Origin of the sequence: Spirosoma sp. KCTC 42546 (assembly GCF_006965485.1) — a bacterium.
In the GTDB taxonomy this organism is placed as follows: domain Bacteria; phylum Bacteroidota; class Bacteroidia; order Cytophagales; family Spirosomataceae; genus Spirosoma.
In genome coordinates this window covers 7,097,212-7,122,117 of the sequence record NZ_CP041360.1, presented here as the reverse complement: position 1 = coordinate 7,122,117, position 24,906 = coordinate 7,097,212, and the positions used below count along the sequence as shown (strand labels likewise).

18 protein-coding genes and 4 tRNA genes are annotated in these 24,906 nt (G+C 47.5%); 5 read left to right on the top strand and 17 right to left on the bottom strand.

Features of this window, described 5'->3' with window-relative positions:
* Positions 1–44: 44 nt before the first annotated feature.
* From rpoC to mnmD, 17 genes are all read right to left on the bottom strand, one after another.
* The gene (gene rpoC, locus EXU85_RS29110) at positions 45–4,394 is read right to left on the bottom strand and encodes a DNA-directed RNA polymerase subunit beta' (RefSeq protein WP_142775446.1); all 4,350 of its coding nucleotides are present in this window, start codon (positions 4,392–4,394) and stop codon (positions 45–47) included.
* Between the two features lie 105 nt (positions 4,395–4,499).
* On the bottom strand, positions 4,500–8,369 hold the full coding sequence (gene rpoB / locus EXU85_RS29105) for a DNA-directed RNA polymerase subunit beta (RefSeq protein WP_142776874.1): 3,870 nt from the start codon (positions 8,367–8,369) through the stop codon (positions 4,500–4,502).
* Positions 8,370–8,617: 248 nt separating this feature from the next.
* Positions 8,618–9,001, bottom strand: a complete 384-nt coding sequence (gene rplL / locus EXU85_RS29100) for a 50S ribosomal protein L7/L12 (RefSeq protein WP_142775445.1) — start codon at positions 8,999–9,001, stop codon at positions 8,618–8,620.
* Between the two features lie 58 nt (positions 9,002–9,059).
* Complete coding sequence (rplJ, locus tag EXU85_RS29095) at positions 9,060–9,593, bottom strand: 50S ribosomal protein L10 (RefSeq protein ID WP_142775444.1); 534 nt, start codon at positions 9,591–9,593, stop codon at positions 9,060–9,062.
* A gap of 3 nt (positions 9,594–9,596) precedes the next feature.
* Positions 9,597–10,295, bottom strand: coding sequence for a 50S ribosomal protein L1 (gene rplA, locus EXU85_RS29090; protein ID WP_142775443.1), 699 nt, complete (start codon positions 10,293–10,295; stop codon positions 9,597–9,599).
* A 26-nt stretch (positions 10,296–10,321) separates the two neighbouring features.
* Positions 10,322–10,765, bottom strand: coding sequence for a 50S ribosomal protein L11 (gene rplK, locus EXU85_RS29085; protein WP_111344336.1), 444 nt, complete (start codon positions 10,763–10,765; stop codon positions 10,322–10,324).
* Positions 10,766–10,918: 153 nt separating this feature from the next.
* Positions 10,919–11,479 carry a transcription termination/antitermination protein NusG gene (gene nusG / locus EXU85_RS29080; RefSeq protein ID WP_111344334.1) on the bottom strand — a complete coding sequence of 187 codons (561 nt, stop codon included), beginning with the start codon at positions 11,477–11,479 and terminating at the stop codon, positions 10,919–10,921.
* A 112-nt stretch (positions 11,480–11,591) separates the two neighbouring features.
* Entirely contained in the window at positions 11,592–11,783 is a 192-nt protein-coding gene (gene secE / locus EXU85_RS29075) for a preprotein translocase subunit SecE (RefSeq protein ID WP_012928967.1), read from the bottom strand.
* A gap of 17 nt (positions 11,784–11,800) precedes the next feature.
* Positions 11,801–11,871, bottom strand: a tRNA-Trp gene (locus EXU85_RS29070).
* Between the two features lie 201 nt (positions 11,872–12,072).
* Positions 12,073–13,263, bottom strand: a complete 1,191-nt coding sequence (gene tuf / locus EXU85_RS29065) for an elongation factor Tu (RefSeq protein WP_142775442.1) — start codon at positions 13,261–13,263, stop codon at positions 12,073–12,075.
* 154 nt (positions 13,264–13,417) lie between these two features.
* Positions 13,418–13,489: transfer RNA gene (locus EXU85_RS29060), tRNA-Thr, on the bottom strand.
* Between the two features lie 164 nt (positions 13,490–13,653).
* Positions 13,654–13,726, bottom strand: a tRNA-Gly gene (locus tag EXU85_RS29055).
* Positions 13,727–13,795: 69 nt separating this feature from the next.
* Positions 13,796–13,881: transfer RNA gene (locus tag EXU85_RS29050), tRNA-Tyr, on the bottom strand.
* A gap of 116 nt (positions 13,882–13,997) precedes the next feature.
* Entirely contained in the window at positions 13,998–14,543 is a 546-nt protein-coding gene (locus EXU85_RS29045; protein ID WP_142775441.1) for a hypothetical protein, read from the bottom strand.
* 24 nt (positions 14,544–14,567) lie between these two features.
* Positions 14,568–16,589 carry a M13 family metallopeptidase gene (locus tag EXU85_RS29040; protein WP_142775440.1) on the bottom strand — a complete coding sequence of 674 codons (2,022 nt, stop codon included), beginning with the start codon at positions 16,587–16,589 and terminating at the stop codon, positions 14,568–14,570.
* 121 nt (positions 16,590–16,710) lie between these two features.
* Complete coding sequence (locus EXU85_RS29035; RefSeq protein WP_142775439.1) at positions 16,711–17,307, bottom strand: DUF255 domain-containing protein; 597 nt, start codon at positions 17,305–17,307, stop codon at positions 16,711–16,713.
* Positions 17,308–17,412: 105 nt separating this feature from the next.
* The gene (gene mnmD, locus EXU85_RS29030) at positions 17,413–18,093 is read right to left on the bottom strand and encodes a tRNA (5-methylaminomethyl-2-thiouridine)(34)-methyltransferase MnmD (protein WP_142775438.1); all 681 of its coding nucleotides are present in this window, start codon (positions 18,091–18,093) and stop codon (positions 17,413–17,415) included.
* A gap of 124 nt (positions 18,094–18,217) precedes the next feature.
* Here mnmD and EXU85_RS29025 point away from each other — a divergent pair, with 124 nt between their 5' ends.
* From EXU85_RS29025 to EXU85_RS29005, 5 genes are all read left to right on the top strand, one after another.
* Positions 18,218–18,691, top strand: a complete 474-nt coding sequence (locus tag EXU85_RS29025; RefSeq protein ID WP_142775437.1) for a DUF4293 domain-containing protein — start codon at positions 18,218–18,220, stop codon at positions 18,689–18,691.
* Between the two features lie 205 nt (positions 18,692–18,896).
* Positions 18,897–21,389, top strand: a complete 2,493-nt coding sequence (locus tag EXU85_RS29020; RefSeq protein WP_142775436.1) for a zinc-dependent metalloprotease — start codon at positions 18,897–18,899, stop codon at positions 21,387–21,389.
* Between the two features lie 323 nt (positions 21,390–21,712).
* Positions 21,713–22,342, top strand: coding sequence for a TetR/AcrR family transcriptional regulator (locus EXU85_RS29015; RefSeq protein WP_142775435.1), 630 nt, complete (start codon positions 21,713–21,715; stop codon positions 22,340–22,342).
* 45 nt (positions 22,343–22,387) lie between these two features.
* Positions 22,388–23,746: a TolC family protein gene (locus EXU85_RS29010; RefSeq protein ID WP_168207884.1), complete on the top strand. Its 1,359-nt coding sequence runs from the start codon at positions 22,388–22,390 to the stop codon at positions 23,744–23,746.
* 9 nt (positions 23,747–23,755) lie between these two features.
* Complete coding sequence (locus EXU85_RS29005; RefSeq protein ID WP_142775433.1) at positions 23,756–24,859, top strand: efflux RND transporter periplasmic adaptor subunit; 1,104 nt, start codon at positions 23,756–23,758, stop codon at positions 24,857–24,859.
* The last annotated feature ends 47 nt before the right edge of the window (positions 24,860–24,906 follow it).

Below are 24,906 nucleotides of genomic sequence, written 5' to 3'. Positions count from 1 at the left end.
TGACCGGGGCATTTTTAGTTTGTATTGTATGACTAGGCCAACGATTAAACCGTCGCCCGTTTCTTGCTGCGGGCAAACTGTTCGCGCGATTCGGTAACTGTTTCCAGTTCCTCTTTCGAACCAACAATGGCACTTTGGTAGCGACGAAGACCCGTACCGGCTGGAATCAGGTGACCCACGATAACGTTCTCTTTCAGACCGTCCAATACGTCACGCTTACCGCGGATAGAGGCTTCACTCAATACCTTCGTTGTTTCCTGGAAGGAAGCCGCAGAGATAAAGCTATCAGTACCCAGCGATGATTGAGTGATACCCATCAGCGTTGGTTGAGAAACCGCAGCCATAGCATCGCGAACGGTCACAAGGGCCATATCACGACGTTTCAGACTTGAGTTCTCATCACGCAACTGACGACTCGTTACAATCATACCTGGTTTGAAGTTTGGCGAATCGCCAGCATCCATAACCACTTTGGCATCAAGTACTTTATCGTTTTCTTCGCGGAACGCCCACTTATCAACAACCTGTCCTTCAAGGAAATTGGTATCGCCCGAGTCGATGATTTCAACTTTCTGCATCATCTGACGCACGATGGCTTCGATGTGCTTATCGTTGATTTTCACCCCTTGCAGGCGGTAAACTTCCTGAATTTCATTTACCAGATACTCCTGAACGGCAGTTGGACCTTTGATGGCCAGAATGTCGCTTGGGGTAATGGCACCGTCAGATAATGGCGCACCAGCACGAACGAAGTCATTGTCTTGTACCAGGATGAACTTCGACAGGGGAACCAGATACTTCTTCTTCGTACCGTCTTTCGACTCAATGAAGATTTCACGGTTACCCCGTTTGATAGTACCATACGTAACAACACCATCAATTTCGCTTACTACAGCTGGGTTCGATGGGTTACGCGCTTCGAATAATTCCGTTACCCGTGGCAGACCACCCGTGATGTCACGCGTTTTACCAACGTTACGTGGAATTTTTGCCAGTGGCTGACCAGCTTTAATTTTCTGGCCTTCCTTCACAACCAGACGTGAGCCAACAGGTAAGTTGTAACTCTTCTGGAGCGGTCCACCGTCGTTATCAGGCAAGTGTAGCGACAATGTCGTTGTGCCCTGAACGATGATAGCAGGGTTCTTCGCTTTATCACGAGTTTCGATGATTACCTTCTCCTGGAAGCCGGTCTGTTCATCGAACTCTTCACGGTAGGTAATACCGTCTTCAATAGCGTCGAAGCTCAACGTACCGGTTAATTCCGACAGGATAACGGCGTTATAAGGATCCCAGGCGCAAATGTCGTCGCCTTTTTTCACCATATCGCCATCTTTCACCCGCAGGAACGCACCATAAGGAACGTTATTGCTAATCAGCACTACGTTGCGATCTGCCGGATTGACAATCCGAACTTCACCCGAGCGGCCCATTACGACCGTTTGTGGGTTTCCTTCGCTGTCTTCCGACTGAACCGTCCGCATTTCTTCCAATTCGATCAATCCATCGAATTTCGCTTTGATCGACGCATCAACGGCAATGTTCGACGCTGTACCACCCACGTGGAAGGTACGAAGCGTTAACTGGGTACCTGGTTCACCAATGGACTGCGAAGCAATTACACCCACAGCTTCACCGATGTCGACCATGCGGCCTGATGCCAGGTTACGACCATAACACTTAGCGCAAACACCCTGCCGCGACTCACAGGTCAGTACCGAACGGATTTCAACCGTTTCAATGCTGGTTTCGTCGATATGAGCAGCTACTTCTTCTGTTACGATGTCGCCCGAAGCAACGATCAACTCTTTCGTAAGCGGATCATAGATATCATGTACCGTGGTACGACCCAAAATCCGTTCGGACAGTGGCTCAACGATGTCTTCGTTATCTTTCAGGGCCGATACTTGCAGACCACGTAAGGTACCGCAATCGTCTTCACTGATAATAACATCCTGCGCTACGTCGTGCAGACGGCGGGTTAGGTAACCAGCATCAGCTGTTTTCAGAGCTGTATCGGCCAGACCTTTCCGGGCACCGTGTGTCGAGATGAAGTACTCCAATACGTCGAGACCTTCTTTGAAGTTCGACAGAATCGGGTTTTCGATGATCTCACCAACCGAGCCTTGCAGGTTTTTCTGTGGTTTAGCCATCAGACCCCGCATACCGCCCAACTGACGAATCTGCTCGCGAGAACCACGGGCTCCCGAGTGCATCATCATATAAATTGAGTTGAAACCACCCTGATCGGCTTCGAGTTGCTTCATCAGCGTCTCGGTCAAACGGGAGTTTACGCGCGTCCAGATATCGATAACCTGGTTGTAACGTTCATTCTCCGTAATCAGACCCATCAGGTAGTTATCCCAAACCGACTGTACTTCAGCTTTTGCTTCGTCAACAAGTCCCTGTTTGGCTTCAGGAATCATGATGTCGCTCAAACCGATCGACAGACCACCCCGGAACGCCATCTGGAACCCAAGTTCTTTGATTTCGTCAAGGAACTGAGCTGTCCGGGCACCACCCGAGATTTTGAAGATCAACGCAATGATTTGCTGAAGTTTTTTCTTCGTCAACAATTCATTGATATAACCTACTTCTTCAGGTACAGCCTGGTTGAATAGCAAGCGACCAGCTACTGTGTCGATTACTTTCCAAACTAGATCGCCATTTTCGTCCCGAACTTTCACCCGGCACTTAATATTGGCGTGTTTAGAAACTTTACCTTCGTTGATACCGATAATTACTTCTTCGGTACCGTAGAACGTCATGCCTTCACCCGCAATAGGGTACTCAGGAATGCTCTTGCGACCTTTGGTCACATAATACAGACCTAATACCATGTCCTGCGATGGTACCGTAATTGGCGCACCGTTGGCAGGGTTCAGGATATTGTGCGACGCCAGCATCAGCAGAGACGCTTCAAGGACAGCTTCCTGGCCCAGTGGCACGTGAACGGCCATCTGGTCACCGTCAAAGTCAGCGTTGAAGGCGGTACAAACGAGAGGGTGCAACTGAATTGCCTTACCTTCGATCAGTTTCGGCTGGAACGCCTGAATACCTAAGCGGTGAAGCGTTGGAGCCCGGTTCAGCAGAACAGGGTGGCCTTTCAATACGTTTTCCAGAATATCCCAGATAACAGGATCTTTTCGGTCAACGATTTTCTTCGCCGATTTCACCGTTTTTACGATACCGCGCTCAATCAGTTTCCGAATAACAAACGGCTTGAACAATTCAGCCGCCATGTCTTTGGGCAAACCACACTCGTGCAATTTCAATTCAGGACCAACCACGATAACCGAACGACCTGAATAGTCGACACGCTTACCGAGCAGGTTCTGCCGGAAACGACCTTGCTTACCTTTCAGCATGTCGGACAACGACTTCAGTGCACGGTTACCTTCCGAACGAACGGCGTTCACCTTACGGGAGTTGTCGAACAGCGAATCGACAGCTTCCTGCAACATCCGTTTTTCGTTACGGAGAATTACTTCGGGAGCTTTGATTTCGATAAGACGCTTCAGACGGTTGTTCCGGATGATAACCCGACGATACAGGTCATTCAAATCGGACGTAGCGAACCGGCCACCATCCAAGGGGACGAGTGGGCGCAATTCGGGTGGAATAACCGGAACCATTTTGATCACCATCCATTCTGGACGGTTTTCAATGCGGCCATTGGCTTCCCGGAATGCTTCAACGACTTTCAATCGTTTCAGCGCTTCCGCTTTCCGTTGTTGCGACGTATCTGTGGCAGCAGCGTGGCGCAATGAGTATGATAACTCATCTAACTCCACCCGAGACAATAACATCTCCAACGCTTCAGCGCCCATTTTGGCGATGAATTTGTTTGGATCTTTATCGTCGAGGTGTTGGTTGCTGCTCGGCAGTTTGTCAATAATGTCAAGATACTCGTCCTCCGTCAAGAAGTCGAGTTGATTGATACCGTCTTCGGCTTTAACACCGGGTTGTACAACTACGTAGCGTTCGTAGTAGATAACTTGGTCGAGTTTTTTGGTCGAAAGGCCCAACAGATACCCAATTTTGTTAGGCAAACTGCGGAAGTACCAGATATGCGCAACAGGCACCACCAGTTCGATGTGGCCCATACGCTCCCGGCGAACCTTTTTCTCGGTTACTTCTACGCCACAACGGTCACAGATAATGCCTTTATAGCGAATCCGCTTGTATTTACCGCAATGACATTCCCAGTCCTTAACAGGCCCGAAAATGCGCTCGCAGAACAAGCCGCCCATCTCGGGTTTATAAGTCCGGTAATTGATCGTCTCCGGCTGTGTTACTTCGCCGTAGGAACTCTCCAAAATAGACTCCGGCGATGCCAGACTGATCGTCACAGTGGCAAAGTCGCTGTTGAGTTTCTTGTTCTTTTTGAACGACATTGGTTGGAGGTTTAATTTAAGGAGAAAAGGGAGGAGGGAGGAGAGGGAGGAAGGGAAAGTGAGTTTTTTGACCCCTTCCTCCTTTCTCCCCTTCCTCCCTTCTCCTTACTCTAATGTAATTTCAAGTGCAAGACCACGTAACTCGTGAACGAGTACGTTGAACGACTCAGGAATATTTGGCTTCGGCAGGTTCTCACCTTTTACGATAGCCTCATATGCCTTCGCACGACCGACTACGTCATCGGATTTCACGGTCAGAATTTCCTGCAGGATGTTCGAAGCACCGAAGGCTTCCAATGCCCATACTTCCATCTCACCGAACCGCTGACCACCAAACTGCGCTTTACCACCCAGCGGCTGCTGCGTAATGAGCGAGTAGGGTCCAATCGAACGGGCGTGCATTTTATCGTCTACTAAGTGGCCAAGTTTGAGCATGTAAATAATACCGACCGTTACTGGCTGATCGAAACGGTCGCCCGTCAGACCATTGTAAAGGTACGTCCGGCCGAACGATGGCAAACCTGCTTCGTCCAACTCGTCGGCTACTTGTTGCTCCGTTGCTCCATCGAAAATCGGTGTTGCATACTTGCGATCTAGTTTCTGACCAGCCCAGGCCAGTACCGTTTCATAAATCTGACCGATGTTCATCCGGGAAGGTACGCCAAGCGGGTTCAATACGATGTCCACTTTCGTTCCATCTTCGAGGAACGGCATGTCTTCATCACGAACGATCCGGGCAACAACCCCTTTGTTACCGTGACGACCAGCCATCTTATCCCCCACTTTCAGCTTACGCTTCTTGGCGATATATACTTTAGCCAGTTTCACAATACCTGCTGGGAGTTCGTCACCAACTTCAAGCGTGAACCGTTCGCGTTTGAACCGTCCCGTAATTTCACTCCGGCGGTTGTTGTAGTTTTTCACTAAAGCAACAACCATCTCGTTCAACTTAGGATCTTCTGTCCAGTCGTTCAGATTCATATCCGACAAGAGGTTAGCCTCTTCCGGAACAGCATAGCTGCTTTCGTCGCGATAAGCGTTTTTATCTGGGAAGAGGTTATCCGTAATATTCTTCCGGTTGAACTTCACCCCTTTGCTAACGATCTCATCGCCGAACTTATGCTTAACACCCGCGCTGGTTTTCCCATCGAGCAATGGCACGATTTTTTCAATCATGCGTGCCCGGAAGTCATTCAGTTCACGGCTGTATTTCTTCATTAAAGCTTTCACCTCATCTTTGTGCTTACCCCGATCTTCTTTGGCCGGACGGGCAAACAATTTGGTATCGATAACGACACCTTTCAGAGACGGTGGTGCTTTCTTCGACGCATCTTTCACGTCACCGGCTTTATCACCGAAGATAGCACGGAGAAGTTTTTCTTCTGGTGTTGGATCACTTTCACCTTTCGGCGTAATCTTACCAATCAGAATGTCACCTTCTTTTACTTCCGTACCCACACGAACGATACCGTTTTCGTCGAGGTTACGAACTGTTTCTTCCGATACGTTTGGAATTTCGGAGGTTAATTCCTCTTCGCCCCGTTTCGTATCACGAACTTCCAGTTCAAACTCTTCAATGTGAATCGAGGTGAAGATATCTTCACGAACGACCCGCTCCGAAATCACGATAGCATCCTCAAAGTTGTACCCCTGCCAGGGCATGAAAGCAACTTTCATGTTCCGGCCAAGTGCCAACTCACCCGCCTGGGTTGCATACCCTTCACACAATACATCGCCTTTTTTCACCTTCTGGCCTTTCAGCACAGTTGGCTTAATATTGATGCACGTATCCTGGTTAGTCCGGCGGAATTTGATGAGTTTGTACGTTTTTCGGTCTTCGTCGAATGTTGTCGCTAGCTGATCATCGTCAAGATTATACTTAACAACAATTTTTGTCGAATCAACAAACTCGATTACGCCATCAGCCTCGGCAATTACCAGCGTCCGTGAGTCAACAGCCACACGTCCTTCCAGACCTGTACCTACAATTGGTGCTTCGGGACGGAGCAATGGCACTGCCTGACGTTGCATGTTCGAGCCCATCAGGGCACGGTTAGCATCATCATGCTCAAGGAACGGAATCATGGAAGCCGCCACCGATACAATTTGGTTCGGGGCAATGTCCATGAAGGTAACGTTCGCTGGTTCTGCCATTGGGAAGTCACCTTCAAAACGGGCTTTCAGACGATCAACCTGGAAGTTCCCTTTTTTATCAACGCCTGCGTTAGCCTGCGCGATGTAGTGGGTATCTTCTTCTTCGGCCGTCAGGTACATCACTGGCTTATCCATCGATACCTTCCCGTTTTCGATAATACGGTAAGGGGTTTCGATGAAGCCCATGCTATTGATTTTAGCATAGACACACAATGATGAAATCAGACCGATGTTTGGACCTTCAGGCGTTTCAATCGTACACAGACGACCGTAGTGCGTATAGTGAACGTCACGAACCTCAAAACCAGCCCGTTCACGCGACAGACCACCGGGTCCAAGAGCCGACATACGACGCTTGTGCGTCACCTCGGCTAATGGGTTCGTTTGGTCCATAAACTGCGATAATTGGTTCGTACCGAAGAACGAGTTGATAACTGACGATAAAGTCCGGGCGTTGATCAGGTCAACAGGTTTGAAATCCTCGTTGTCCCGGACGTTCATCCGTTCTTTAATTGTCCGCGCCATACGGGCCAGGCCGACCCCAAATTGCGCATATAACTGCTCACCTACTGTCCGAACGCGTCGGTTACTCAGGTGGTCAATATCATCGACAACGGCCTTCGAGTTAATCAGACCAATCAGGTACTTCACAATAGACACAATATCTTCTGTGGTTAATACCTTCATTTCTGACGAAATGTCGAGACCTAGTTTTTTGTTGATCCGGTAACGGCCTACGTCGCCAAGGTCGTAGCGTTTGTCCGAGAAAAACAGACTCTGAATAATTTCGCGGGCTGTTTGTTCATCGGGCGCGTCGGCGTTCCGAAGCTGCCGATAGATTTGCTCTACAGCCTCTTTTTCAGAGTTAGAGCTATCTTTCTGCAGCGTGTTATAAATAATGTTGTAATCGGCCATGTTCATGTCTTCCTTATGCAGGATGACCGATTTCTGACCCGATTCCGTAATTACATCAATATCATCTGCCGAGATGGCCGAATCGCGCTCCAGGAGCACCTCGTTCCGGCTGATGGAAACTACTTCGCCCGTATCCTCATCCACAAAGTCTTCCGTCCACGTGCGCAGTACCCGAGCCGCTAACCGACGGCCAATGGCCTTCTTCAGGTTAGCAGGCGTTGCAGGAACTTCTTCCGACAGGCCGAACAGGTCCAGAATGTCTTTATCCGAACCGAAGCCAATGGCACGTAATAGCGTCGTTACCGGGAATTTCTTCTTCCGGTCGATGTACGCATACATGACATTGTTTACGTCCGTCGAAAACTCAATCCATGAGCCTTTGAACGGAATAATCCGTGCCGAATAAAGTTTAGTACCATTCGTGTGCTTGCTCATTGAAAAGAACACGCCCGGCGAACGGTGCAACTGGGAAACAATGACCCGTTCTGCTCCGTTAATGACAAACGAGCCTTTCTCGGTCATATACGGAATGTTACCCAAAAATACCTCCTGCTCAATCGTTTCAAAGTCCTCGTTGTCGGGATCATTGTTCGATAGGCGCAGTTTGGCTTTTAGAGGCACCGAATAGGTCAGGCCCCGGTCGATCGACTCATCGACCGAATATTTCGGCGGATCGACAGAGTAATCGATGAACTCCAGTTTGAAATTCTCACGGGAGTCAGAAATGGGGAAATTTTCCTGAAAAACTTTGAACAAACCTTCTTCCGACCGTTGGTTGGAGGGCGTGTCAAGCTGGAAAAAATCTTTGAAGGATTTTACTTGGATGTCCAGAAAGTCTGGGTATCCAATCACTGGCTGAATCGTCGCAAAATTTTTGCGCGTACTGATTTTCGCGTTTGTCGCCAAGATTGTGCTTCGTTTAGTGCGTAACCGATTCTCAATGAGTGCGTTGCGAAGATTTGCCACGGCACTCGAACTAAGCGGTATTCAGACTCCAGGTGTCACCCAACCCAAGGAGCGTAAATAAAGAACATATAGCAATAAAAATAAGTTTGTCTTTTGCAAGAGCTTAGACAAAAAGTCTCCAAACAGGAAAAGACCAGACGTTGGTCTGGCCTCCCCTGCCTGGAGCGATATGCGAGAGAGCTATCTGCTTACTTAACTTCTACTTCAGCACCAGCTTCTTCAAGTTGTTTCCGCAGTGCTTCTGCTTCGTCTTTAGCAACGCCTTCTTTTACTGGTTTTGGAGCTGTGTCAACCAATTCTTTGGCTTCTTTCAGACCAAGACCAGTCAGGTCTTTAACTAATTTTACGACAGCTAGTTTAGCAGCACCAGCCGACTTCAGAATGACGTCGAACGATGTCTTCTCAGCTACAGCTGGAGCAGCATCACCTGCACCTGCGCCACCGGCTACCATTACGGGAGCAGCAGCAGCTGGTTCGATGCCATACTCATCCTTCAGGATAGTAGCTAGCTCGTTAACTTCTTTAACTGTCAGGCTTACAAGCTGCTCCGCGAACGCTTTCAAATCTGCCATTGTAGTATTTTCTTAATTTGATTGTGATACAATATTGAAAAACTTGGTGTCGGAAAAATTAAGCTGCTTCCTCGCGCTCCGACAGCGTTTTGAGGATACCGGCCAATTTGTTGCCACCACTTTGCAACGCCGAGATGACGTTTTTGGCAGGTGATTGCAGCAGACCGATGATTTCGCCAATCAACTCTTCTTTGCTCTTCAGTGCGATGAGCGTATCGAGTTGGTCAGCACCAATAAATAGGCTATAATCAATTGAAGCAGCCTTCAATTCCAGCTTTTTGCTCGTTTTACGGAACTCCTTAATAAGCTGTGCTGGTGCTTTGCCATTGCTGGGGTGAAACATCACCGCCGACTGACCATGCAGCACCGTATCGTTGAACGGCGTAAAATCCGTATCGAGGGGTTCGAGTGCCTTTTTGATGAACGAATTCTTCACCACTTTGTACTCGATGCCCCGGTCAAAACACATCCGACGGAGATTGTTGGTTTCAGCAACCGTCATGCCATTGGCTTCCGTGATGTAGAAGAAGGGAATAGTCTGGAACTTTCCAGCTAATTCCTCAATAATTGCTCCTTTGTCCTCGCGCTTCATGGCTTAAATACCGGCTACTGTGCCTTTATCAATCGTTACTCCCGGACTCATTGTGCTCGACAGGTTAATCGTTTTCACATACGTTCCTTTAGCCGAAGATGGCTTCAGGCGAAGCAGTGTTGAAATGATTTCCTGCGCGTTTTCGGCCAGTTTTTCTGGCGTAAACGATACTTTACCAATACTGGTGTGAATAGCTCCCTGTTTATCAACTTTAAAGTCAATTTTACCGGCTTTCACCTCGCGAACTGCTTTCGCTACGTCAGGTGTTACTGTACCCGATTTAGGATTTGGCATCAGACCGCGTGGCCCTAGGACTTTACCCAGACGACCAACTTTAGCCATAACGTTCGGCATCGTGATAATCACGTCGATGTCCGTCCAGCCTTGTTCGATTTTCTGAATGTATTCGTCCAGACCCACGAAATCAGCACCTGCTTCTTTCGCTTCGTTCTCCTTGTCCGGGGTGCAGAGCACCAGAACGCGAACCGTTTTACCCGTACCATGTGGCAACGTAGCAACGCCACGAACCATCTGGTCGGCTTTACGCGGATCAACGCCTAACCGAACGTCAATATCGACGGAAGCATCGAATTTGGTGTACGAAATCTCCTTCAGAATCTCAGCTGCCTGGTGGAGCGAGTATTCTTTGGCAGCATCGTACTTCGACTGGGCTTCCTTTTGTTTTTTCGTTAACTTAGCCATTTGTGTGTTTGCTTCGGCAAGTCTGTTTAGTTCTCGAAGGGCGCTGTACCCGTCACCGTGATTCCCATGCTGCGGGCCGTACCGGCCACCTGCTTCATAGCCGATTCAATTGTGAACGCGTTCAGGTCTGGCATCTTCGTTTCCGCGATTGTCCGAACCTGATCCCATGTCACTGAGCCGACTTTTTTGCGGTTTGGTTGAGCAGAGCCGCCTTTCAGCTTAGCTGCTTCCATCAGCAGAATCGGTGCGGGCGGAGTTTTGATGACGAAATCAAAGGACTTATCCTTATAATACGTAATCAAAACTGGCAATACCGTACCCATTTTATCCTGTGTCCGGCCGTTGAATTGCTTGCAGAATTCCATGATATTTAAACCCTTGGAACCCAGCGCCGGACCAATCGGAGGTGAGGGGTTGGCTTGCCCGCCTTTGACTTGCAGCTTAACGTAGCCACCTACTTCTTTTGCCATTGTGGTAATTGAGTTACGATCTTCTGCTGTTGGTTTCCTACCGGTTAGTCACATAACCAATCCGCACGCCTTGAGCAGTTAATCAACTTGTTTTGGTTGGCCATCCTCTGAGGGAAGCATAGGATGCCAGGCCACGGAGAACTAATCTTGCGACTAGCTTTCCTTTTCTACTTGTGCGTAACTGAGTTCTACCGGAGTGTTCCGGCCAAATATTTTAACAACGACGTTCAATTTTTTCCGGTCGTCGAATACTTCTTCTACAGTGCCGATAAATCCACCAAATGGACCATCAACAACTTTTACATTTTCACCTTTCAGATAACCTACGGTTGGGGCAGCAACTTCCTGCGCTTCTTCGTCAACTTTACCTAAAATCCGATTCACTTCAGCTTGACGTAGTGGAACGGGTACTTTCGAGGTTGTTCCAACTTGCGCGTTCCCTAGAAAACCCAATACGCCCGGCATATTCAAAATCATGTCGAGTGCTCGGTTATTACCCAAATCAGCCGAAATAAGAATGTAACCAGGAAAAAATGATTTTTCCCGAACGCGCTTCTTGCCGTTACGCATTTCGTACACCTTCTCCGCCGGAATCAATACCTGCGGAATTACTTCGTCCAACTTCTGCCGGATAATCTCATTGTCGAGGTAGGATTTGATTTTCTTCTCCTGACCCGACACCGCCCGAATGACGTACCATTGTATGCCGCTCATAGTAGTTGTCATTTGTTGTCATTTGCTAGGCATTCGTTGTCATTTGTTGTTACGTCCTGTTTGCACAATAAATGACGACTAATGACCATACATGGCTATGAATGACTAATTATTAGAATGACTGATAAAATGCGTTCAGTCCGTTCTCGAACACTAAATCAATTAACCCGACCAATAGCGCAAAAATCAGCGAAGCTACCAGTACCAGCGTTGAACTGGATTGCAGATCGCTGAATTTAGGCCAAGTCACGTTATGCTGAACTTCCTCCCAGGAGGCTTTCAGAAACGAAATAAACTTGTCCATTCGATGTAAGGGATTTGCACGGGTGGAGAGATTCGAACTCCCATCAACGGTTTTGGAGACCGCTATTCTACCCTTGAACTACACCCGTAGAATATATTCCTGTCGTTTGCCTACGGTGACATTCCCTTTGCTGTCATTTATAGTCATTTGTCGTGGATACAATAAATGACAAGTTTTGACGACTAATAGCAATGAATGCCCTTTCGTAAACGGACTGCAAAAGTACGAATTAATATCAAAAAAACAAGTGCATCTCCGCTAAGAAATGCACTTGTTTTTAGGTATTTAACTATAAATCAATAATTTCAGTTACCTGACCAGCTCCTACGGTACGACCACCTTCGCGAATAGCGAAACGAAGGCCTTTTTCCATAGCAATTTTGTTGATCAGTGTTACATCAATCGTGATGTTATCACCTGGCATTACCATCTCAACGTTAGCAGGTAACATGATTTCACCCGTTACGTCAGTGGTGCGGAAATAAAACTGTGGACGGTACTTGTTGAAGAATGGAGTATGACGGCCACCTTCTTCTTTCGACAGTACATAAACCTCAGCTTTGAACTTCGCGTGTGGTTTAACTGAACCTGGCTTACAAATAACCATACCACGACGGATATCGGTTTTTTCAATACCACGGAGCAGAAGACCTACGTTGTCACCAGCTTCTCCACGGTCCAGAATTTTCCGGAACATTTCAACACCCGTTACAACTGATTTTAGGTTTTCAGCACCCATACCCAGGATTTCAACTGGTTCGCCCGAGTTGATAACACCCCGTTCGATACGACCCGTTGCCACTGTACCACGACCTGTGATCGAGAATACGTCCTCTACTGGCATCAGGAACGGAAGATCCGTCTGACGTGGAGGCAGTGGAATAAAGTCATCTACGTTTTGCATTAATTCTTCGATGGTAGCAACCCATTTAGCATCGCCGTTCAAGCCACCCAGAGCCGAACCTTGAATAACTGGGATGTTATCGCCGTCGAAGTTATAGAAGCTTAACAGCTCGCGGATTTCCATCTCAACGAGTTCAAGCAACTCAGGATCGTCTACCATGTCCACTTTGTTCATGAAGACAACCAATTGAGGTACGCCAACCTGACGAGCAAGCAGAATGTGCTCACGAGTCTGTGGCATTGGTCCGTCGGTTGCAGCTACCACGAGGATAGCGCCATCCATTTGTGCAGCACCAGTCACCATGTTTTTCACATAGTCAGCGTGGCCTGGGCAGTCAACGTGGGCGTAGTGACGGTTCGCCGTTGCATATTCAACGTGCGATGTATTGATGGTGATACCACGCTCTTTTTCTTCCGGAGCGTTGTCAATTGAGGAGAAGTCCCGAATTGCGGCTAGACCCTTTCCGGCCAGCACTTTCGTAATGGCAGCCGTCAGCGTCGTTTTACCGTGGTCAACGTGACCAATCGTACCGATGTTAACGTGCGGTTTCGAGCGGTCAAAATTCTCTTTTGCCATGTTTTTAAAACGCTATTGTGAACTGTTTTTGTTATTGAATGAATTCGCTGAAAATTAATTAAACCCAGCGAAATCATCCCGATTGAGGGCTGACGTCATTTGGGCTTAAACCGCCTAAGCGGCCCTGTCAAAAAGACTTCCTGAAGAAGCCCTGAGCCGTTACGGGGACTTGAACCCCGGACCTCTTCCTTACCAAGGAAGTGCTCTACCGCTGAGCTATAACGGCTTACTTAATAAATGTAAAATGGTTAATGTATGATGAATAATGCTTTATAAAAAAATACACTGTTCATCCTACATTAGTCATTAACAGAGCGGAAGACGGGTCTCGAAGTGGAACGCCACCCCGGCCGCAATCTATAGCTTGTAAGACCAGCACTCTACCAATTGAGCGGAAGACGGGTCTCGAACCCGCAACCTATAGCTTGGAAGGCTATCGCTCTACCAATTGAGCTACTTCCGCTTACTTAGTGGTTAGTTAATAATAGAGTAGTAACTGGTACAACGAATTACTAATTAACTATTCACTAAATGGTGGGGAGTGGAGGATTCGAACCTCCGAAGGCGTACGCCAGCAGATTTACAGTCTGATCCATTTGGCCACTCTGGAAACTCCCCGAAAAACACTTTTAAAGAACAATTCCAACCCCGCTTCCGGTTTTGGAGTTGCAAAATTACACGTTTTTGTGGTGTTGTCAACAGAAGCTCTAAAAATAATTTTTAGAAGCTTACGATCATTGCTGAAACAAGGTGGTTAATCGCTTACCGTCGGGGTAATACATTTCAGTTATACGCCAACGCCCGGCTAGCTGCTGCATGTCGATTTTGAGCTCTTCAGGCTTGGTTTTGTTCTCAAAGGTAACATACACTATGGCTCGTGTACCACCTATAACGGCCGGCAAAACCCAGGTCTTTTTTATCGCAGCATCTGGCGCATTGAAGAGTAAATTTAGCGTAGTTCGGTTCACGTTGCCGGATGGTTTTAGGGCGTCGTTCCAGATCAGATCAGCAACTGGTTTTGCAAAGAATTGATCAACTAATGTCCTGTCTTTCTTCTCCCGAAATGGATTTTCCTTTGCATTGTGCTCAAAGTAAAGCGCTCTGATTAAGCGATCTGCAGCGGATCGGGGTGTGTCGGGTCCAGGGCGTTTCGCCAGTGCTGATGCACTATCTTCTGATGCCATAGCCGTTGTCGACGTTGTGGCCGTTTCCTGTTTCGGTTTGGTTTGGCAGGAGAGGGTTGTAGTTGTTAAAACGAGTAAAAAACAGACTGTTTTCATGATTAGGCAGGGCTTATGGTTTTACTACCAGACCTTTATTCGATCTTCTGGTTTTTTGTAGAGTTTGTCGCCGGGTTGGATATTAAAGGCCTGATACCAGGCAGTAATATTGGACAATGGACCATTAACCCGGTAAATATCTGGTGCGTGTGGATCGGTTAGAATCCGTTGCGCTGTTGATTCGGGAAGCTGGTTGCTACGCCAGACTTGTGCCCACGATAGGAAGAATCGCTGATCGGGCGTGAATCCATCAATCAAACTTTTCTTGCCACTCGATTTACCCTGGGGCGTTTTTTTGAAGGCATCATAGGCGATAGCTAAACCACCAAGATCAGCCAGATTCTCGCCGAGCGTTAACTGACCATTGACTTTGATTGAATCCAGCACTTTGAATCCAAAAAACTGATCTCTTACCTTATCCGCCCGTTCTTTAAATTTCACCGCGTCATCTTTGGTCCACCAGTCACGTAGTGTACCATCTGCATCAAACTGGCGACCAGAGTCATCAAACCCATGCGTCATTTCATGGCCAATTACGGCTCCGATTCCGCCATAATTCACGGCGTCATCGGCATCGAAATCAAAGAAAGGAAATTGGAGAATGGCCGCTGGAAATGAAATGTCGTTATTTACGGAGCTGTATTGTGCATTTACGGTTGGTGGTGTCATGCCCCATTCGGTACGATCAACCGGCCTGCCTAAGCGGTTAATCATGTGATTGTACGCCCATTTACTGGCCGACTTCACATTGCCGTAGTAATCGTTTCGAGCGATAACAACACCCTCATAACTCTTCCATTTATCAGGATAGCCGATCTTGCGTTTGAAGGCCATTAGCTTAGCAAGTGCTTTTTTCTTCGTGCCGTCGCTCATCCAGTCGAGATTTTTGATGTGCTCCTTGTACGAAGCTTCCAAATTATCGACCAGCATAAGCATGCGTTGCTTGGCTTCTGGCTTAAAGTATTTCTGTACGTAGAGCTGCCCCAATAAATCGCTCAGAGAACCATCAATTAAACTGCTCACACGCTGCCAGCGGGGTGTTTCTTCTTTCTGGCCTGTCAATACTTTTGAGAAAGAAAAATTTTGTTTAACAAACGCATCACTTAAGTACGGAGCCGCACCTTTCAGGATATTCCACCGCATATACGTTCGCCAGTCTTCAATAGGTGTTACCTGTACCAGACTATCTAGCGAGCGGAAGAAAGTTGGGCTCTGTACCAGAACTGTGTCCTGGCCTTTGGCGCCATATTTTACCAATTGATCGGCCCAGTTAATACCCGGCGTTTGCTGGCTAAAATTGGCGACGGTGAATTTATTGTATGTTTTGTAAGGGTCGCGAAGGTCAACGCGTGGCATCTGGGCTTTTGCTAAGGCGGTTTCGACCCGAATGATTACGTCAGCATCCTGCGATGACTGGGTGGGCTCTTCGCCGATTAGCGCAAACATCTTACTCAGATTGTCCCGGTAGGCATCACGAATTTTCTGACTACGGACGTCATTTTTCAGGTAGTAATCTCGATCCGGGAGGGTAGTACCGCCCTGACTGAACTGCGGCAGGTATTTCGTAACGTTTTTGCGGTCAGGCCCTATGAAAAAACCAAACAACATGCCATTGCCCTGCGTCCGCTGATAGGCGAGTTCAATAAGAAACTCAGCTTTATTATTGACTTTATCAATGCGGGCGAGGTCGGGTTTGATGGGATCGAAACCTCGTTTTTCGATGGTTGTGCTATCCATGCCACTGACATAGTAATCGCCAACCATCTGATACAAGCGGCCTTTTGTTGTTGACGTTGAGGCTTCTTCGAGTAATGCCTTCATGGCATCGAGACTCTTTTCCCGCAGCTCATTGAAACTTCCCCATGAGGTTTTAGAGGCCGGAACAGCGTTCTGCCGGAGCCAGTTTCCATTAGCGTACTGGTAGAAATTATCGCCCGGTTTTACGGATAAATCCATGTTTTGGGGGTCAATGAATTTGCGAGGGCCAGCCGCCATAAAACCAATAACCAAGGCTACCGAAAAAAGAAAAGCCACACGTTTTGTCATGTTGTTGACAGTTGGGGTTGATGAAAGATCACAAATTTAACGAAAAATAGGGACGTGTATGGGGTACCAACCTGGCCCATCCATACACGTCCCTATTTTTTCCCTTAGTTATTCGTTCCTGTTATTTGCTAGCCGTCAAAGCCGACTGAAATTCTTTATATGTACCGATCTTAAACTGGTCGAATGGTTCTTTCTGGTGATAATTTTTACCGAAATATGTAATGATCTGATGAAATGTACGAGGCTCTAAATACCCGGCAATTGGCTGGATCAGATTGAATTTTTCGTCAAGAAATACAGTAGTCGGATAACTCATCTGATTTTTCAATAGAGCAGCTGCCAACTCATGCACACCCCGGCTACCTCCGCTTATGTATTTGAATGTCTGTTTGCCCAGGGTTACATCTGCGGTTTGTTCAGCATTAAACCGGACGGGATAATAGTTTTCGTTGACGTAATCCACAATAGCGGGTTTCGAGAACGTTTCGCGATCCATCACTTTACACCAGCCGCACCAATCGGTATATACATCGACTACGAATTTCTTAGGTTTCTTTTGCGTCAACGCGTAAGCTTGCTCAATCGTGAGCCAATTGATATGCTTACGTTCGTCGGTGAGTTTAGTTGGGGTTACGGGCCGCTCGGCAGGCAGCGTTGTTCGGAAAGCGCTGATCGTCAGCAGAACGAAGGCAGCAAAAAAGAGAAGCAGACGGTTCATACAGGTCGTTGTTTTCAGTAATAACGTTCGGCGGTTTATAAAATTAGCCAAACTATGGCTTTTTAACCACAAAGAAATGCGCAGAGAACGCAATGGTTTTGTGGGTTAACCGGTTCGATCCATTTTGATGGCTCGCAGAATATCACGTTTGTGCAGAGGACCGGCGTGTTTTTCCACCGTTAGTCCAGCTGCCCGCATATTTCGCTGCACATAACTCCGTGAGCAATAAGTGGTCAACATACCATTTGGTAGCAATAAATGGGCCAGTTGAACAAAGATTTCGGGTTCCCAGAGTTCAGGCTGGGCGGTGGGTGCAAAGGCGTCGTAATAAATTAGGTGAAAGCGTTCGGTGGTTTGCCAATCCTGCAAACGACTTTCGACTTTAGTCAGTGTGAACCAGGGCGTAATGTCAATAGGCTGGTGCCAGGGAGATTCGTGCAATTTTGCCAGATAATCTGTGGCTAATAAATCGTCAAAGTTTAACGCCTTTGCGTCGTCTATAGCCATTGGGTAGGCGTCAATAGCGGTATAGCGCATATGTCTTTGGTGAGTAGTGGCCTCACGAGCAGTTAAAAGCGCGTTCAGACCCGTTCCGAAACCCATTTCGAAGATGTGCAACTCCTCATTCGGAAACGCGTCAAACGCGGCTAGTAAACCCAGTTCGATGTAAACCCGCTGCGATTCCTGAAAGGCCCCATGAATCGAATGATAGGTTTTATCAAGCGCCTGATTAATGGCCGTATGCGAACCGTCGGCAGTTACTATCAGACGAACGTCTGCTTTCATAAACTATCAGTTTTTGGGCTATTTTTGCACTCTGGGTAATGGATAATGAATAATGTACAATGAATAATGTACGGATTTCAGAGGGCATTATCCATTGCACATTATTCATTATCCATTACAAACAATGATTCAACGCATTCAGACAGTATTTTTGTTTCTTATTGCCGTCGCAATGGGCATTGCGCTCTCTAATCCAATTTGGGAAAAAGCTGGATTGACGTCGCCGGAGATGGCCCATCTAACAGCGCTTCAATACACACACCAGGAAGGAGTTACGACCTATGCTGATACCATCTGGTATTTAGCTCTGCTAATCGCTCTAGTAGGTTTAGTATCGCTCTACGCGATCTTTCAATATCGTAACCGACTGACACAAACAGCTTTGTGTGCGGTGAATGCGCTAATGCTCACCGCTATTATGGGTATTATACTTTATCGAACACTTTATGCAGGTAAAGCATACGGTAATCCTGCCGATCAGGGTACGTTTCTAGTTGGCTTTTATGCCATTATTGCGGCCCTCGTTTTTAACGCATTAGCCAATCGGTTTATTCGTCGCGACGAGAAACTAGTACGCGGCTCCGACCGAATTCGATAAAAGTTCTATTGGTCGTGAGACAAATATTTTTTGACAGGATTACAGGATTTAATAGGATTTTCGGCCAATAAAAATCCTGTAATCCTGTCAAAAAAGAGGTACAATCTGTGCCGATAGCCATTCAAATTAAACTTGTCCTATACCCCTTCACTCCTACTAACCGTTTTTGCCGTAACTTGAGCAGCAACTACAACCTCTGCTTAAAATGCGAAAACGCTTACTCACACTTCTTTGCTTACTTACAGCTACACGCTTACTTCTCGCCCAATCTCCTTCGGGCGCTAACTCATCGGCCAGCATTTCGACATTTACGGCTGGCATGGAGCGTAACCAGGGTTTCCTGACGTATTACTGGGATGCTAAAAAAGGGAAAATCTGGCTCGAAATTTCTTCGTTCGATACCGAGCTTCTGTACTATCCATCGCTGGCGCAGGGCGTGGGCTCCAACGATATCGGACTCGACCGGGGCCGTTTGGGGCAGGAGCACGTGGTGAAATTTCAACGCAGCGGTAACAAGGTTCTGATGATTGAACCGAACTACAGCTACCGCGCTATCAGCAATGATCCGCTCGAACGTCGGGCCGTTGAAGAGTCATTTGCCACATCCGTTCAGGCTGGCTTCGAGATTGCCGCCGAAGAAAGTGGTAAGGTTTTGGTGGATCTTACCGCTTTTCTGATGCAGGACGCCGTTGGGGCGGTACAGGCCATAAGCCGAACCAAGCAAGGGGCTTTCAAACTCGACCCAACGCGGAGTGCCATCTATTTGCCGCGTACGAAAGCTTTTCCACAGAATACTGAGTTTGAAATGATTATTACCCTGACAGGTGATAATCCGGGAGCCTACCTGCGTGAAGTTGTACCAACTCCGTCCATTGTTACGGTTCATCAGCATCACTCGTTTGTTCAGTTGCCCGATGCTGGTTTTAAACCCCGCGTGTTCGATCCGCGCATCGGTTACGGCGGCATCGAGTATTTTGATTACGCTACGCCCGTTAGCCAGCCAATCATGAAACGCTACATTTCGCGGCATCGGCTGGAGAAAAAAGACCCGTCGGCAGCTGTAAGTGAGGCCGTTAAGCCCATCGTTTATTATATAGATCCCGGTACGCCAGAACCCATTCGGTCGGCATTGATGGATGGTACGGCCTGGTGGAATCAGGCATTTGAAGCCGCTGGCTACAAAGATGCGTTTCAGGTGAAGCTGCTTCCTGCCGACGCCGACCCAATGGACATTCGGTATAACCTGGTGCAATGGGTTCACCGGTCTACGCGTGGATGGTCGTACGGTGGAAGCATTAGTGACCCGCGTACGGGAGAAATCATCAAGGGAAAAGTTACGCTGGGCTCCTTGCGGGTTCGGCAGGATTATTTGATTGCGCAGGGATTGGTTGGCGATTATTCGGGGGCAACGGCTCCTGCATCGGACCCAATGATGCAAATGTCGATTGAGCGCTTACGTCAATTGGCGGCTCATGAAGTTGGTCATACGCTTGGCTTACCGCATAATTATATTGCCAGTACACAAGGTGGAGGTATGTTTGGTCGGGCGTCTGTAATGGATTACCCAACGATGGTCGCCAAAATAAAAGGAGCCAGCATCGATCTATCCGATGCGTATGCCAAAAATATTGGCGAGTACGACAAATGGAGCATTCGCTATGGGTATGAACAGTTTCCTGCCGGTGCTGATGAAAAACAAGCGTTGGACAAGATCGTCAACGATATGCATAAGACGGGTCTGACCTTTCTGACCGATAAAGATGCCCGGCCCGAAGGCTCCGTTCATCCAGGTACGCACTTGTGGGACAACGGCTCCAATGCGGTTGACGAATTGAAGCGCGTATCGGATGTACGACGGATGGCACTGGCTAATTTCTCCGAGAAGAAAATTCCAGTTGGTACGCCCATGGCAACGCTCGAAGAAGTTCTGGTTCCTATGTATATGTTTCACCGGTATCAGGTGGAAGCCGCTTCGAAAGTAGTGGGTGGACAGGTTTATACAAATGCGCTCCGGGGCGATGGGCAACCAGTGGTATCGACGGTTCCGGTTCAGGAGCAGAAACGGGCTTTAGATGCTTTACTGACCACGATTGACCCGGTATTTCTGGCAGTTCCCAAATCCATATTGGCGCTGATTCCGCCCCACCCATTCCGCTATGACCCGAACCCTCGGGAAGTATTCAAACGTCGAACGGGGTTATCGTTCGATCCAATGGCTGCACCCGAAGCGGCTGCCGGTATGACGCTTCAGATGTTGATGAATAGCGAGCGTGTTAGTCGACTGGTAGCCCAATCGGCCGTTGATCCGGCTCAACTCAGTCTGGAATCCATGCTCGATCAATTAATGGGTGCTACCTGGTATAAAGCAGACCCAGCTGATAGTTATCAGGCTGAGGTAAAGCGGTTAACGGATAAGTTGGTTTTGCAAAAACTGATTGATTTAGCTAATAATCAGGAAGGTACTTCTCAGGTACGGGCTTTAGCTTTACTAAAAATTAACCAGTTAAAAACCAAGCTTGCTGCACCAGCTACTAACCCGAAAGTAGCGGCTCACCATCTGTTTGCACTCGATCAGATTCGTCGGGCTGAGGGTAATGTGGCTGATATTAAACCAACCAATCCTCAAACGCCACCCGATGGTATGCCAATTGACACGGGTCAGGAGTGGCTTGCACCAGCCTGCGATTGGGAGTTTTGATCTTTAGTGGAATAGATCAACTTTACATTAGCCGTATAAAATAACGGCTATCTGTTTTTTGTCATTCCGACCTTAGGAGGAACCTCAAAATTGACTGTTATGAAACTTGAGATTCCTCCTAAGGTCGGAATGACAAAAAAATAAATTGCACTTTGATTTAAAGAGTTAATTTTTGTACTTTACAAAGAAAGGCCATTACGTCTTCGGGATGTAATGGCCTTTCTTATATCAAAATCAACCGTTTAAACAATTTTTAAGAAAAATCGAATTTGACGAAACAAATAAAATCTACCTTTGTTAGATAATTTGAAAGTCGTTAGATTATGAGTGTTATAGATCGCAGAACGCGGCAAAAGGCCGAAATCCGACAACGGATTTTAGACGCAGCCCGGCAAATAGCCCGCGAGAAAGACTGGAATGCCGTGACTATTCGGAGCATAGCCGAGGCTATTGACTATACTCCCCCAATTGTCTATGAACACTTCCAGAATAAAGAGGATGTACTCCTAAGTATCGTAAAGGAGGGTCATGTTGAAAATCGACGGGTATTTGATGAGATTCTGGCCATGGAGCTGAGCGCCGAGGAGAAGATACTCCGACTATCGATGGTGCAGTGGACATTTGCCAATGAAAAACCCGAAATATTTCGACTCATGCATAACCCGGAACGTATGGAGCAGCAGCGGGATATGATGCGCGAAGGAATGGAAGATGCCAAACAAAAAATTGAAGGGCTGTTTCGGGAAGTTAGCCCAGATACAGAAAATATGGGCGAGCTGATTTTCAACTGGTTCTGTCTGATGCAGGGTTATATTAATCTGATTACGAACATCCGGCCAGAACAGGGCGCCAAAATGCTTGAAAACGTACAGGACCCTAACATGGTAGCTCTATTTAAACAACCCACCCAACTATTCGAGCGGGCCATCCGCCGATTTATAAAAAGTTTATAACCCATTTTACTTCACTAAGATCAGAATTTATAAACAATGAAAAGCATGAAGCACACTACGCTGATGCTACTGACGCTGGGCCTGCTGGCAAATTTAGCCAGGGCGCAAAACGCGCCATCGGGTGGTTATACACTCGCCCAGTGCGTTGAGTACGCACGGGTCAACAACCCAAACATCAAGATTGCCCGGGTTAATGAGCAAATATCTGTGGCGCAAACGCAGCAGGTGATCGGGCGGAATTTACCACAAGTTTCGGTTTCGGGATCAGTGCTGGATAACGTCAAGATTCCGGTTCAGTTACTGCCTGGCGAGTTTTTTGGGCAACCCGGCACCTTTCTTCCCGTTCAATTTGGTACCCAATACAGCTCTACGCTAACGGGTCGGGTCGATCAGAAGCTATTCGATCCTTCGTTCGGGTTGGCACTGAAGGCGGCTAAAATTTCAACCCAGGTGCAGGCTCAGGCAACAATCCAGGCTGAGCAAACGCAGGCGTATAACATTGCGCGGGCGTACTACCAGACGCTGGTTATTGATTTGCAGAAACGCCTGACCATCCGCGATCTGACTTCGTCGGACACGTTGTTGCGGCAGGAGCAGGTTCGTCTGAAAAACGGCACCACGCGTGAGATCGACTTCGGGCGTATTCAATTGAATCGAAACAATCTACAGTCGCAGTTAGAGCAGGCAAATCGGAACTACGAACAGGCGATCAACCAACTGAAATACCAGATGGGGATGCCGCTTGCCGAAACGCTGGCACTTCAACCTCTGGAGATTGAGAAAGAATTGCAGGTAAACGAATTGCCAATGGCCGATAGCCGCTTTGTTGAGAACCGCCCTGATTTTAAACAATTGGTTTTGAATACACAATTGCAGGACTTAAACCGACAATCGAACAACCGGGGCTATTTCCCATCGCTGGGTTTTTATGGCACTTATGCTACGAATGCTCAACGGCAAACGTTTAGTTTTTTCGATGGTAGCCTGCCCTGGTTCAAAAGCTCGACCATTGGGCTCACACTCTCCTGGACGCCCTTCGATGGCAATCAACGAAAATACCGAGATCGCGAAAATCGATTGAATCTGGAAACGTTGCGTCTACAGCAAATTCTGGCCCGCGAGTCGGCGCAGTTGAGCCTGAGCAACGCACAGGTTAGTTACCAGAATCTGGTGACCGATATTCAGCGCGAACGCGACAATATTACCCTGGCCCGTAAAATTTTGACCGTTACCGAACTGGAATACAAGGAAGGAATCGCGACGTCGGTAACGCTGATCGATGCAAAAGACGCGCTGACGACTGCTCAAAACAATCTGGCCAATAAGCTTATTAGTTTGTATCAGTCTCGATTAGACTACGAAAATTCACAAGGAACCATACTTCAATACGTCACTCAAAAATAAACAGTTACCATGAAACGAATTCTTATAATTGGAGCGGTAGCTGCCCTGATCGCGCTGATTGCTTTTCGATTAATAAACAACAAAAAGGATATCGATGCCGCCAAAACGTCGTCGGTACAGTTCCAGACAACGCCGGTTGTGGATGTGCAGCCTGTTTCCTATGAGCGGCTTGATCAGAACCTGTCGCTATTAGGAACGGTAGAAGCGCAGAACGAAGCCAACATCATAGCCGAAACACGCGGTAAACTTCAGAATTTCAAATTAGTATTAGGTACGTTCGTTAAAAAAGGCCAGCAGGTAGGCTACATACAGGATGAGGTGCAGGGTATAGTTGTGCAAAACAACGAAACTGCCGTTGCCAACGCCAAACGTGAAATGGAGCGTTACGAACGATTACTGCAAGGTGGAGCCGTAACGCAGGAGACGTATCAGAAATATAAAGACCAGTACACAACTGCCTTGTTGAATACCAAACAACAGCAACGCGTGCTGGGAAATGGTGCCGTCATTGCCCCCATCAGCGGGTATGTGTACGACAAAAAGGTAGAGAACGGCGAATATGTAGCTGTTGGTGCTGTAATCGCATCGGTTATTAATTTACAGGATTTGAAACTGGTGGTCAACGTGCCAGAACAAGCTGTTTATCAACTTAAACTAGGCGATAAAGCCAGTGTTACGGCGCAGGCGTTTCCGGGTGTATCGTTTTCGGGATCGGTGCATTACATCAGTCCTAAAGGCGATGAGTTGCATAACTACCCGGTTGAAATTTACCTGACAAACAACAGCAAAAATCAGTTGAAAGCAGGTACGTTAGCCAACGCGAACTTTACCTTTAAACAGGGCGTCGCTGGATTATTTATTCCGCGTCGGGCGTTGGTTGGTGGGGCCGACAGTGCAAGTGTGTACGTCGTGCAGAATAACGTGGCCCGTTTGCGTAAAATCCGTCTTGGATACGATAATGGCGATCAATATCAGGTACTTGATGGCTTGAAACAAGGCGAACCAATCGTTGTAAACGGTCAGTTAAATCTGACGAATGGGGCTAAAGTGACTGTTAATCAAAAGAGCGGAGCCCAGGGTAAAGCAGATACATCGGTAGCGGTTAATCCTTAATCACTTAGTCTGAAGTTCGAAGTTTGTAGTTTGAAGTTGTTTAAGCA